This window comes from Providencia sp. PROV255, from assembly GCF_028478065.1.
In the GTDB taxonomy this organism is placed as follows: Bacteria; Pseudomonadota; Gammaproteobacteria; order Enterobacterales; family Enterobacteriaceae; genus Providencia; species Providencia rettgeri.
Window position 1 is genome coordinate 61,932 of sequence record NZ_JAMPMI010000024.1, and the last position, 11,993, is coordinate 73,924.

Genomic DNA, 11,993 nt, shown 5'->3' on the forward strand with positions numbered 1-11,993 from the left:
ATGAAATACGCCAATCTCTACCTGGACAAAAGCGTGCGGCCTCACTGGGCTTGTGCCACGTTTGCGCAGAAAGCCTATCTGGCGCTCTTCATGTTGTGGTTCAAAGTCATGATGGCGCGCAATGGGGCGAAGCGGCAATACCGGAAACGTGCGTTACTGTCTGTGGCGCTCTGGGCCAGTGCGGTCGGGTTTATTGTTCGGCTCATCACCACGGATGTAGGCAGCTGGCACTCGCTGGCTGCGCTGTTTCTCTCGTGCATGATGTTATGCCTGATTGCGTTCGCCACGCTCTGGACGCTGTTCACGGCATTCATCGTCCTGTTCAATCGCGCGTTAAACTGGTGGGCTGACCGGGTATATCCCACCAGCCATACCGAAGCCTTCACCACAGTTGCTCTGGTCGAGGACGATACCGCTCGTGCCGCTGCGCAGGCTTATATTATGGCGTTTAGCCACCGCACAGTCACTCAGGTCACGATAGTGTTATCCATGATGTTTGCGGCAGATCAGGAGGCGAATGCGCAATGAGTCACTATGCTGACCATATGATCCAACACAACCGGCGTTTCGGCACGCATGATGGTGTGGAAGGCAGCTTCACCACGTACCTGCCTCATCAGCCCGAGTTCGCCTCGCCAGATAGCAACGACATGACGGAGGCTGAAATTGCTGCGTGCGTCGAGGCTTGGCTGAAGTGGCTGCATTGGGAGGTCTATCCCGAAGTGCATTTAAAACATCACGGCAAGCGTCCTGATTTTGTTGCCACAAAAGGTGCGCTGGTGCAAGTGATTGAATGCAAAAAAGCGATCGGCTTACCGGTGCTGGAACAGGCTATGTCCTGGTTCTATCCGTACCGCAGTGACAAGGTTGGTCTGCCTCATCTCATTTATGTCGCCTGTAAAAAATCCTCTGCTCGCCGAGATTTTCCGTTGCTACTCATGCGTCAGTGGGGGATCGGTTTGCTGGAAGTTGAGAAGTCCCCTTCACGAAAACTGCGTTATGACGGTGCCACCGAAAAAGTCAGTGAAGCCCATTACTCCCTCAGGGTTCACCTTGAACCTCGCCTGGTGCCTGGGTCACGTCACCAAGGGAAAGTCTTGCGGGCTCAGCTTCACGAAGACATGCGAATTGCCGTGGCCGGTACAACAGGGACGGGGCAATTCATGACCGACTGGAAGCGCACCATGATCCGCATTGAAGCGTTGATGGCGGACGGAAAACAGCGGCATATTGCTGAAATTGTTGACTGGCTTAATGTCAACGGCGGTTATCACTGGGCGAGCCGGAGCAGTGCAATCAGTGGGATTGCTTCGTCATTGCAGTGTCAGGGTTATGACTGTGAAGCCTATGGCTATGAAGGGCGAGGTCATCGCTGGAAATTCCTCGAAGGCGTGACCAAAAAAGTGTTGAAAGCTTCGTCAGCCGAATGACCTGTGGTTAACTCAATGCACACGAACTGAGACTAACAATGAGGCATCTCATGAAATTTTGGTTGCTCACGATTATCACGCTACTGGTGCAATTCAGTTGGATTGGTATTTTTCCCGACAGCTATCGTTCCTGGGCTTACATCCCTTGGATCGTTGCAGATTTGGGTATCGTTGCCTGCTACTTTTTTTGCCCGCATTCTGCGGACGTTTAATGCTGAGCGTCCGGCGTATTTTTTGTATTCTTCGTCCGTTCGTCTGAGAGGTTGCTTACTTGTTTACGTTCATTGCGGCACTGCTGTCCATTACCTGTCTGGCATTTTTCGGTCTGTCACTCATGCCTTACTTGTGCAGCCGGGCAGATGGCGTTGTCATGCACAAGCGTGAAAAAGAATGGTCGGTTCTCTGCGGTTTAATTGCGTTGCTATCCGGCACAGGGGCCTACAAGTTGGCTGCTTATGTTTTTATGGTCGGTTAGGTGCTTATCAAGGGGGTTACGGTGGTTTGGATTTGGATTGGGCTGGGCGCGTTGTTCGGCATTGTTGAGCTATTCACCTCGACATTTTTCGGGTTATGGATGGCTATCGCGGCAATCATCCCTGCGGCCGTCGTGCTGGTGGCTCCTGGCATAAGTTTGTCGTGGCAGATCGGCATCTGGTGCATCGCTACAGTGTGCTGCGCAATTCTCTGGGTGAAACTCTCGCGTAACAAACCGACGCGTTACGTGGAAGAGCCATTGATCGGTGAAGTGGGCCAACTGGCGTTTGCTTTACCAGCTGGTGGGGAAAGTGTGATTTTACTGTCTAAGCCGGTTCAAGGTAACCAGCAGTGGCCGTGTATATCGCAAGAGGTACTACCACGCGACGCTCGCGTCAGGATTGTGAGTATTGGTAGTGGTGTTGTTTTAGTCGCCGCAGTGACTGCGGAATAACGTTGATTGAATAGGAAAAAAACATGATTGGACTTATCGGTCTTGCTGTTGTTGTTGTGTTTCTCGCTATCACGCTGTACCAGTGTGTACGCATCGTGCCTCAGGCTGATCAGTGGGTGGTCGAACGCCTGGGTAAATACCATACGACGTTAAATCCCGGTCTGAACATCCTGATCCCGTTTTTGGACAACATCGCCTACCGCATGTCGGCGAAAGACCAAATGATCGAAGTGAAGGGCATTGAAGCCATCACGAAAGACAACGCCATGACGCAGGTTAATGCGATTTGTTTTATTCGCGTCGCTGATCCGAAGAAAGCCGCCTACGGGGTAGATAATTTCAACACTGCCGTGCGCAACCTGGTTATGACCACGATCCGTAACGCCGTTGGCGGGATGGAGCTCGATGAGACGCTGACCAACCGCGATGAACTGGCCGCGCGTTTACGCCAAAGCATGGACGTGCAAATGGTGGATTGGGGCCTGAGCCTGCGTACTGTCGATATTCAGGACATTACGCCGTCCGACTCAATGCTGAAGTCGATGGAAAAACAGGCCGCTGCGGTGCGTGAACGTAAGGCAACTGAAGAGCTCGCTGCCGGTAATAAAAATGCAGCCATCATGGAGGCGCAGGGCAAAAAAGAAGCCATGATCCTGGATGCAGAAGCCAAACAAGAGTCAGCTATCCGCGAAGCGACGGCGCTGGAAACGCTGGCAAATGGGCAATTCAAAGCCTCGTCCAAGCTGGCTGAAGCGCTTACCGTTGAAGGAGGGCGTGAGGCTATGAGCTTCCAGTTGGCGAACAACTATATCCAGACGCTCTCTGAACTGGCAACCAGCCATAACGCGAAAGTGGTGGCGATGCCTGCCGATCTGGCGCAAAGCGTTGGCGGTCTCATCAATGCCGGTTCCCTGATGTCTGTCGGTTCGGCCGTGTCCAAATAATCGCAATCGGCCATCATTCCGGTGGCCTTTTATAAAACGAAAACCCGAGTCTGGCTCTCAAAATTAGTCAAAACGAAATCCAGACTCCGGCTCTGAAAATGGCGTAACCATATGAATAAATTAATCATTTTACCTCTCGCATTTTTTCTGGCAGGATGTTCAGCAACGTTCGGGTTATCGTTGGATGAACGCTATCAAGCTGCCTATGAAGAGGTGGTTACGGATCCCAGTGCTGACAACATGACCCGGTATATGCAGCTGAGCAAAAAAGTCGCCGAGCGAGACATGCGCAAAGCAACAGCGGCCGCTGAATCAGCAACGCGTGAAAGCGATAAAGGCTTCACTGAATATTTCAAACAATACGGAAGCGAAAGCTTCAAGCGACAAAAAAGATAAGGAACCAAAATGACTACTCTGACCTCTACTGAATTCAACGCTGGCGCTCTTTGGGCGGCTAATATTCTGATGTCCACGACCCGCGATACCGCCAGTGCGGCGGAGATCTTAAGCCGCATCCCAAACCTGCATACCCTGGCAACGCAAACCGTCGAGAAAGAACTTACGACGCTGCGTGAATTTGTCCTCAACGAATTGCCGTTGGGAACGGATCACGGCTTTATTCGCATCGCTTACGGTGCGGAAGGTGTCGGTAACGAAATCATTGAGCTTCCAGCCAGCGGTGATATCGATGAACTGGTTGCAGCACCAGGCGATGCACTGCAATGGGTTGTGTATGGCGTGAAAGCTGACGGTTCGAAGCACGCACTTATTTCGGCCATCGACATTCCCGATATTGCTGAAAAACATGCGACTGAATTGGCATCTCAACTCGCATAACGGTTGCGCCTCACCAGGGAATGCAATAAAGTGTGCCTGCGCCACGTTTAATTATAAAAAAGGTGTTTTAACTCGTTAGACATAACGAATCACCATGCCCGGTTTCCGGGCTTTTTTTTGGATGCCATTCCCTGAGAATGTTTTTGGAAAAAGCCCCCCGTTTTGTCCCCCTTAAAGGTTTGTCATCTGACGCACATCCGTAAAATAAAGGTGGTAAGTCAATCAACCATCAATATCAGAAGGATAGTCGTATGGCGCAACGTGGCGTGAACAAAGTCATCATTGTCGGAAATCTCGGGCAAGATCCCGAAGTCCGTGCAATGCCAAACGGTGGCTCCGTTGCCACTATTTCCATCGCAACGTCTGAAACCTGGCGTGACAAGCAAACAGGTGAGCAACGTGAAAAAACAGAGTGGCACCGCGTTGTCTTCTTTGGCAAATTAGCCGACGTTGTCGGTGAATACCTGCACAAAGGCTCGCAAATCTATATCGAAGGGCAACTCTCCACGCGTAAATGGCAAGACCAAGGCGGCGTGGAACGCTACACAACTGAAATCGTGGTCAATCCAGCCTCCGGTGGCACCATGCAGATGCTCGGTTCGGCACCAAACAGCGGGCAGCAAAGTTCCCGTCAGGCCAACAATCAGCCGAATAATGCGCCCAGCGGCCAGCAAGGCGGATGGGGTGCTCCGCAACAAAATACGCAACAGCACAGTCAAGGCGGTTGGGGTGCGCCAAATTCCGACGATCCACCTTTCTAACACCCACTATCGTTCCGTTATGCAGCCTTCGTGGCTGCATTAATGTTTCTATCTCTCGGAGTCTGACATGAACGAAATACAGGCATCACTGAATGCCATTCTCAATAACGGCAGTATCGGCCAGGCGTTCAGTTACGCAGGGATCGCGGTAGTGGGTTTCGCCGTCGTGTCATTACTGTTTCGTAGCTTGATGATGGTCATGCTGGGTGCTGTAGCGACATTTTATGTGTTCTTCCTGAACACTCCCGAAACCGCTCTGGATAAGGCCACCATTGCCTCCACCCAGTTAGTCACTCAATTGGTGCAGGCCAGTGAATGCGCAGCGGGGAAGGTTGAGCATATCCGTAACATTGGCGTTGTGATCCGCAACGGTGACGTACTGACCATTGCCGGGGAGTGTGGGTTACTGCCGAAATAAGGCATTTCGACAGCGGTAAAACCAGTGGTAACATTCTTGTGTTACCACTTTTAACTCGCAGATATCACTGATTAAGAAATAAATTCTGCCGTAAATCAGAGAGGCCAAAATTGAAAGCGTTCTTCAAAAAATTAATTTCTTCGTTCTCCTGGGGAAACAAAAACAATAACAAGATGGATGCCAAGCATCACCGCGATACCCTGTACCACATGCGTCATGGTCGCGCGCCGGTGCATACGCATCCCGCAGATATGGAAAATCAGCATGATTGATCCCAAAATTACTAAAGCCTTAAACGAACTCGCGATGAGCGCTCAACATCATGAGCATACCCTTTTGTCTGAAAACACCCATTTAATGGCGGTGTTTAGCTACTTGACCCACCTAAAATCGACTTCGGAAGGTATTTACCTCGGTGAGCAACGGATCCCTTGGCGTGACACACTACCAAGCTCTTTCGGTGTCCCGAGTTTAGAAGCAACCCAGAAGGAAGGGGAGCGATTCCTGGCTTGCGTGAGTGAGACTTGGGCAGCTCAGTTCAACGCCAAAGCCCAAGAAACGTTGGCAAAAAAAATCGCCGATAACAGTACGATTGAAAACGACAACTTGTATCTGCTGACAATGTTCTATGCGCTGCGCGGCCTGCTGGATAACCTGCTACCGTTTATTGATCTGCATAACTACCAGCAATTTGAGCCGGAAGGTGCGTTAGCACTGAACGAAATCGTAAACGGGTTTGAAGCCGTCACGAATGGCGTGATCACCACGGAAAAGGTGAAGGATGACGTATTCAGTGCAGGTGTAGAAAATGCCATCATGGCGCTAAATGAGCAAAAACATCGCCTTGCCAATAAGGGGCAAGATGTGAGCGGGATTGAGCAATCCATAGCGATTATCAAAGCCTCGCAGCGTGCGGACAGCCCAGCCCCAACGCCAGGCCAACGCATCAACTAGCCTTCAGGGCTCAATTGGTGGAGAAACAACGTGAAAAACGGACAGTCTACGCACTCAATGACGATTAAAAAGCTACGCCGGAAGCTGTCCGGATATGGCCTTCGCGGCCAGATACTGAAGCAACGGGTCCGCGATATCGTCGCTGGGCCACAAACCGGCCGTATTGGTGAGCGTGAGTTTGCATTCGGCTGGCCGCGCGACCAAATGGACAGGCACATGCGTCGGGCACTGATAGGGAAGGGTGATCGCGTAAAGGATCAAGCCGGTCCTGAAGACCGAGTAATTACCCCGCAAGCTACTACCCCTCTAGTTCGCCGCCGTAGTGTTATTTCCATTAGCCGTCGTTACTTGGGATAACTTCTTTAGGGATAATTTACATTAACACGGATGTTCCCAGGTAATACGGGATGTCATGTTATGCTCGTTCTAATTGGCAGCTTGGTGCCAGAAGCGGAAGTTGCGATTGTACTTTGATCCAACAGTGAGCACTCGATAGAAGTCTATTCCACCTAGTTTCCCCAGGAGCCTGCATATATCGCGTTTTGCATGATTATCGGTTAACCTAATGTCATCTACCTGTTCGAGAGAAGTTGGGCCATGCAGGGGCTATAGCTGTAATTTTTGTATCTGAAGAATATGAACCAAAATATATACTTATTAAGATGAAAATTTAACTTCAACGGAAAAACATGAATATATGCAAATGTTTTAAATGTGATACCTGTGAAACGTTAATTGATTGCAGAATTGGGATGTCTAACAGGGACATTCAGCCTTTTCAGTTTGCCTGCCCAGAGTGTGAAGAACGCATCACTTTTACAATCGGCTCTGAGAAAGACGATCTCACGGGCGCATCAGATATAATTGATTTTGAAGCACCATTCACAGGTGAGAATCATTTCGTTGAGTTACACCTTGATTTCCCTGTTTATTTTTGTAAGTACACGCAGGGAATGACGACTTTTTTTCGTGCAATGAGTGAAATTGGTAGAAATGAATTTGGTCATTTAGCTCAACGCCTTGATATGTTGAATCGCCTCTATCCATTGCAAAGGGAGTTAGAGAGAGTTATTACTCAATACAAAAAAGGTAATATAAATAACTTTGAAAAAGTGTGTGCGAAGTTACCTATGGAAAAGCTGAGAAGTCATAAAAAAGAAGACGTTTTAGCATCCTTGTACACAGCAACATCGATTATGTCATCGCCTTTTACAATCCATGAGCAAAACGAAGAATTGTCCAAAGGTTTTACCCTTTTATATCAACATCTTCATGGGAAGCATAAAAAGAACGTCATCAGCTTTGTTGAGGAAATTATTAATAATAAATTTCTAAAAAACCTACATTTTGATTGTCTTGGCTTATACCCACGCCTTATTGAACTTGAATTACCATTACGACCAGCCCTCTTTTATGATTACATTGAGGTAGAGAAATACCGACCAGTTCCCGCTCGCGTATCAACGGCTTACTTTGACACATGCAATAATTACTACAAAGACTTGGCAGAGGTTTTCGCCCGTCAGTTAACGCTTCTTGCAGGCCTGAATAATTTACTAAAACGAGGTGATCACAATGAATTTGAAGCGACATTAAAGTTGAACAAGAAGAACGAATTTCGTAAAGAATTATCCTCTCTGAATAAATTTGCTGATGTGGATTTAGGCCAGAAAATTCAGTATATCGACGATTGCTTTTATACAATTAATATAACAGCCATCGATAATAGGCTCAGGAACGGTATTGCACACTATAAATACGAATATAAAGAATCAACGCAAGTCATTACCTATTACCCTGCTAAAGAAGGTATGGAACGTACTAAGTCGGAAGATATTACTTTTATGGAGTTTCTGCGCAAAACTCTGCTGCTATTCCGTGAAGTTCACAGCCTGAATCATCTCATCAAGGCTACACTCTACTACATTGTCCTGATCCTGAAAAAAGACGTGTAGCAATTTGGTATAACTCCGGTAGCGGATAATTTCCCTAATCAGGTTTTGCGCCTGCGGAGTTTTCTTGTTGCTTTTGACAGAGTTCTATTCTGCAGGTTTATAAAACAATTGCCATTCCGGATAACAAGCCGATGTCCGATGTTCTCTCTTTCGGGATAACAGCCATAATTAAATCTCTACATCATAGGAGATTTAATTATGTCTAAGTCACCGTGGAATAAAAATCGTATCATTGGGCAAAAACGACCGCTTAAAATATCTCATATCTGGGGATATCCGTATTAGACTGGAATTAGAAGGGAAAATTCGCGACTTAGCTTTGTTTAATTTAGCCTTGGATAGTAAACTTCGAGGCTGTGATCTCGTTAAATTGAAGGTATCAGATGTTGCATATGGCAGTTCAGTCTCCAGCAGAGCAACAGTGTTACAACAAAAGACTGGTAGTCCTGTCCAATTTGAGCTGACTAAAGGAACTAGAGATTCAGTTGCTGCATGGATAAGAATAGCTCACTTGCATAGTGCAGACTATATTTTCCAATCCCGAGTAGGTTCTGCTCAACATATCTCTACCAGACAATACAACCGTATTTTTCATGGTTGGATTGAAAAGCTAGGCCTTGATAATTCGTTGTACAGCACGCATTCTATGCGCAGAACTAAGCCATACCTGATCTACCAGAAAACAAAGAATCTTCGTGTAATTCAGTTATTACTAGGACATAAAAAACTGGAAAGCACGGTTCGTTACCTTGGCATTGAAGTCGATGATGCATTGGAGATTTCTGAGTCAATTGAAGTATAAATCTATCAGGGCTGTTTATCAGCCCTGTGCCAGAAGCGGACGTTATGACTGAGCCTTTCGAAAAGGCTCAGTCATAAGAACAGAGAATGTTCAGGTAAACTTATTCAGTCCAGATTCTTTTAGGGGTCTTTACGCCCTAGCTTTGGAATCAAACGTACATATATTAATTCGCTAAGCAATTCAACCATGGTCTGGGCGACAATGACCGCGGGCAGGACTGGCACGGCTCCAGGCACCGCCAGAGCAAGCGGTAGTATCACCAGTGAGTTCCGTGTTGCACCGCTAAAAGCTATTGCTCTCCCGGCTTTTGATTCCAGACGAAAAATCTTAGCCATACCCCATCCGCATAACGGCGCTAGCGCAGCAAAAGCCACATAGACAGGCACCGCCTGTACAGCAACAGCCCATGCCTGTCCCAGCTGCGGCAGCATGGCGGCTACAACGATGAAAAGAACTGCTGCAGTTGCCGGAACGGGCAGCAGACCAAGGCCCTCGGATATCTTTTGTGATAAATGGCTTTTCCGGGCCACAAACTGTGTTAACGCAGCAAGCAGCAGGGGAACAGCAATAAGCCAGATAAATGCATGAATAAACGGCGCGGGTTGCACCAGTTCGGATGCATTTTCTCCAAGAAATAAACGCAGATAGACCGGAAGCAACAGGATCTGCACGATAAGCAATACCGGTGTAGAAGCCAGTAAAAGACGGGCATCCGCACGGCCAAGCTGCGAAAACGTCACTACGTAATCAATACAGGGGGTAAGCAGGACCAAAAGCACGCCGAGGATAAGCATCGGATTATTCGGAAGAAAACTGACCAGCACAGCAACAAGAAGCGGTACCAACAAGAAATTAGTCAGCAAAAGAGGCAGAATGAAACGCACTCTCGTGAACGCAGTTCCAAGTTCAGCCACAGGAACCTGTAGAAAAGTAACATAGAGCATCAGAGCAAGCGCGGGATTAATAGCACTTTCCAGAGAGGTTGTGCCTGACAGAATAAATGCCGAAAAGCATCCGGCTGCCACAGCGAAGAAGTAAATGGCAACCTGACCATGTTCCAGCCAGTCCCTAATCGCTGCTGCTTTATTTACTGTTTGCATAGGTTAAAATCCTTTTATTTTGGTTTCATGTGACTGTAAAAAGCGATGTTCAGGCATTGTTTTCAGACCCTGTTGGCATACCTGTACATTTAGAGAATAATTCGATGGCCTGATCGCAATAGCGGCAATGCCCCTGACAGCAGTCATGCATCAGGAAAGCCACTAAATCGGCCAGGCTCGCCCAGCAGGCGCTGTAAATAATCGATTTGCCTTCGCGGCGGCTGGCGATAAGTCCGGCGTGCTCAAGCTCTTTAAGATGAAAAGACACCCTAGAGGGGGATGAGGCGTCAAGGGCAGCAGCAATGTCGCCTGCGGACATACCATCTGCTCCCGCCACAACAAGCATTCTCACTATTCTGAGTCGAGATTCATGTGCCAGCGCTGAGAAAGCTATAAGTGCTCTGGTTTGCTCCATTACAATTCTTCATTTCATGAATATGTGAAATGAAGAATATTTTATTTCGAATATTTTTACCAGCGGTTACGGCCATTGAGACTGCCTAAGTGGCCGTAATGGAGGATGACTTAGGCAAAATCGCTGCCTTTGTCCGGCTTTCCAGACATACTTATAGCGTTCTGGTTCAGAACATCGCTTTGACAACCGGGGCAAGGCAGTGCTTCTGGTCCTGAAAATTACCGGAATGGCCCCATATGAATGGCCGTATTCGCGGACGTGGATGCAAGTCTGCTCGTGGTGGTAAACGTGCTGCGCCTGTATCTAAGTACCCGGTTCAGTTGCACATCAGGTCTGTCGGGCAGCGTCCGCTCCTCGCTCACAGCGGACTACAAAAGTTGATTCTGCACTATCTACAAAACCTATAAGCTTTAGTTCGAGAAGATACAGCCGGATTAATATCCGGCATGCTTGTGCTGGTTTTCTTTACTCATACTCACGCCCTTTGCAGATGTTCTCAGCCAATTCAATTCCAGTTTCGCTTAGCGTGTAGGCGACTTTCAGCGTGCGCGGGTCACGGTATTTGAGCAACAGCTTGCGCTCCACCAGCGTGCGACATGAAATGCGCAAATTAGGGCGCTCTATCTCACGGGAGCGACCTTTGTTTAAGATCGTGAAGATGGCCGTGAACGGAATGGGATTCCTGTTTCGTGCCCTGATTTTAAGCAAAACGAACAGTACATCTTGTTGTAACGATGAATTCCGGTGGTGGATGATGTTTTCCATGCTTAAGCCTATTCATATGCGATATGAATAAGCTACCTATAGCCTGGTTGCATGTCATCGTTTTTAGTCCTCGTTTTGTTGGCCTTTTCGGGCGAGTAGAAATTCCGTCCGTAGTAGGATCGAGCTACCCGTCGGGGTGAACATTAACAAGGTGAAAAACATGTTTAAACGTATCCGTAGCGTACCATTATTGGCTGGAGCCATTGCCGCATTGTGCATGACCAGTGCCTTTGCTGAAATCCCCACCAATGCCAGTGGCCGACCTATTGCCGGAAAGTCTTTGGCAGAGTTCCAATCATACAAAGCCAGTTGCCCTGAGTGCTTGCAGGTCGCTCAGGACATTATCAAGATGCGCACCCAGTATTGCCAGCAAGCCGGTGATTTGGATCAGACCATCTTGCAGGACCCGATTTATCCCTACCTCAACGGCATCCGCGTCATGCTGGCTAACCGTGGAGGCTACAACAGCCCCATGTACACCTCAGCACGCCAGGTATTCGAAGCTAACGTGAACTGTGAAAACAGCAGTGATTGGGTCGAACGCAGCCAAAAGGTTATTGAAAATACCTTTACCGGCCCTCAGTAAACCAGTCTGTCCTTCAACCCGCTAAACCAGCGGGTTTTCTTTGCCAAAATTTCGTGGGCAGCATCACCCACGTTACGCTACATGAAATCATCCATAAG

The 11,993-nt window shown here is 48.2% G+C and carries 16 protein-coding genes and 1 pseudogene; 14 read left to right on the forward strand and 3 right to left on the reverse strand.

The window, feature by feature from the left end:
* From PR725_RS19150 to PR725_RS19210, 13 genes and pseudogenes are all read left to right on the forward strand, one after another.
* Complete coding sequence (locus PR725_RS19150) at positions 1 to 528, forward strand: hypothetical protein (protein ID WP_272570084.1); 528 nt, start codon at positions 1 to 3, stop codon at positions 526 to 528.
* Positions 525 to 1,430 carry a hypothetical protein gene (locus tag PR725_RS19155; RefSeq protein WP_272570085.1) on the forward strand — a complete coding sequence of 302 codons (906 nt, stop codon included), beginning with the start codon at positions 525 to 527 and terminating at the stop codon, positions 1,428 to 1,430. Before PR725_RS19150 ends, PR725_RS19155 begins: the two co-directional genes overlap by 4 nt.
* A gap of 334 nt (positions 1,431 to 1,764) precedes the next feature.
* A complete protein-coding gene (locus tag PR725_RS19160; protein WP_272570086.1) occupies positions 1,765 to 1,905 on the forward strand; it encodes a hypothetical protein in 141 nt (46 codons plus the stop codon).
* Between the two features lie 156 nt (positions 1,906 to 2,061).
* Positions 2,062 to 2,358, forward strand: a complete 297-nt coding sequence (locus tag PR725_RS19165) for an NfeD family protein (RefSeq protein WP_272570087.1) — start codon at positions 2,062 to 2,064, stop codon at positions 2,356 to 2,358.
* Between the two features lie 23 nt (positions 2,359 to 2,381).
* A complete protein-coding gene (locus tag PR725_RS19170) occupies positions 2,382 to 3,302 on the forward strand; it encodes an SPFH domain-containing protein (protein ID WP_272570088.1) in 921 nt (306 codons plus the stop codon).
* A gap of 111 nt (positions 3,303 to 3,413) precedes the next feature.
* The gene (locus PR725_RS19175) at positions 3,414 to 3,698 is read left to right on the forward strand and encodes a hypothetical protein (RefSeq protein ID WP_272570090.1); all 285 of its coding nucleotides are present in this window, start codon (positions 3,414 to 3,416) and stop codon (positions 3,696 to 3,698) included.
* Positions 3,699 to 3,707: 9 nt separating this feature from the next.
* Entirely contained in the window at positions 3,708 to 4,139 is a 432-nt protein-coding gene (locus PR725_RS19180) for a hypothetical protein (RefSeq protein WP_272570091.1), read from the forward strand.
* Between the two features lie 251 nt (positions 4,140 to 4,390).
* Positions 4,391 to 4,900 carry a single-stranded DNA-binding protein gene (gene ssb / locus PR725_RS19185; RefSeq protein WP_442959442.1) on the forward strand — a complete coding sequence of 170 codons (510 nt, stop codon included), beginning with the start codon at positions 4,391 to 4,393 and terminating at the stop codon, positions 4,898 to 4,900.
* A gap of 67 nt (positions 4,901 to 4,967) precedes the next feature.
* The gene (locus PR725_RS19190) at positions 4,968 to 5,318 is read left to right on the forward strand and encodes a hypothetical protein (RefSeq protein ID WP_272570092.1); all 351 of its coding nucleotides are present in this window, start codon (positions 4,968 to 4,970) and stop codon (positions 5,316 to 5,318) included.
* Positions 5,319 to 5,582: 264 nt separating this feature from the next.
* Positions 5,583 to 6,272, forward strand: a complete 690-nt coding sequence (locus tag PR725_RS19195) for a hypothetical protein (RefSeq protein WP_272570094.1) — start codon at positions 5,583 to 5,585, stop codon at positions 6,270 to 6,272.
* Between the two features lie 216 nt (positions 6,273 to 6,488).
* The gene (locus PR725_RS19200; RefSeq protein ID WP_272570095.1) at positions 6,489 to 6,629 is read left to right on the forward strand and encodes a hypothetical protein; all 141 of its coding nucleotides are present in this window, start codon (positions 6,489 to 6,491) and stop codon (positions 6,627 to 6,629) included.
* A 395-nt stretch (positions 6,630 to 7,024) separates the two neighbouring features.
* Positions 7,025 to 8,227 (forward strand): hypothetical protein, encoded by a 1,203-nt coding sequence (locus PR725_RS19205; protein WP_223844718.1) that lies wholly within the window; start codon positions 7,025 to 7,027, stop codon positions 8,225 to 8,227.
* A gap of 198 nt (positions 8,228 to 8,425) precedes the next feature.
* A pseudogene (locus PR725_RS19210) lies at positions 8,426 to 9,029 on the forward strand (tyrosine-type recombinase/integrase).
* 119 nt (positions 9,030 to 9,148) lie between these two features.
* Here PR725_RS19210 and PR725_RS19215 read toward each other — a convergent pair.
* From PR725_RS19215 to PR725_RS19230, 3 genes are all read right to left on the reverse strand, one after another.
* On the reverse strand, positions 9,149 to 10,129 hold the full coding sequence (locus PR725_RS19215) for an arsenic resistance protein (RefSeq protein ID WP_272570096.1): 981 nt from the start codon (positions 10,127 to 10,129) through the stop codon (positions 9,149 to 9,151).
* A 49-nt stretch (positions 10,130 to 10,178) separates the two neighbouring features.
* Positions 10,179 to 10,544 (reverse strand): ArsR/SmtB family transcription factor, encoded by a 366-nt coding sequence (locus tag PR725_RS19220; protein WP_052272243.1) that lies wholly within the window; start codon positions 10,542 to 10,544, stop codon positions 10,179 to 10,181.
* A 465-nt stretch (positions 10,545 to 11,009) separates the two neighbouring features.
* A complete protein-coding gene (locus tag PR725_RS19230; RefSeq protein ID WP_272570098.1) occupies positions 11,010 to 11,309 on the reverse strand; it encodes a chromosome segregation protein ParM in 300 nt (99 codons plus the stop codon).
* A 160-nt stretch (positions 11,310 to 11,469) separates the two neighbouring features.
* Between PR725_RS19230 and PR725_RS19235 the strand changes: the two genes are divergently transcribed.
* A complete protein-coding gene (locus PR725_RS19235; RefSeq protein ID WP_272570099.1) occupies positions 11,470 to 11,895 on the forward strand; it encodes a hypothetical protein in 426 nt (141 codons plus the stop codon).
* The last annotated feature ends 98 nt before the right edge of the window (positions 11,896 to 11,993 follow it).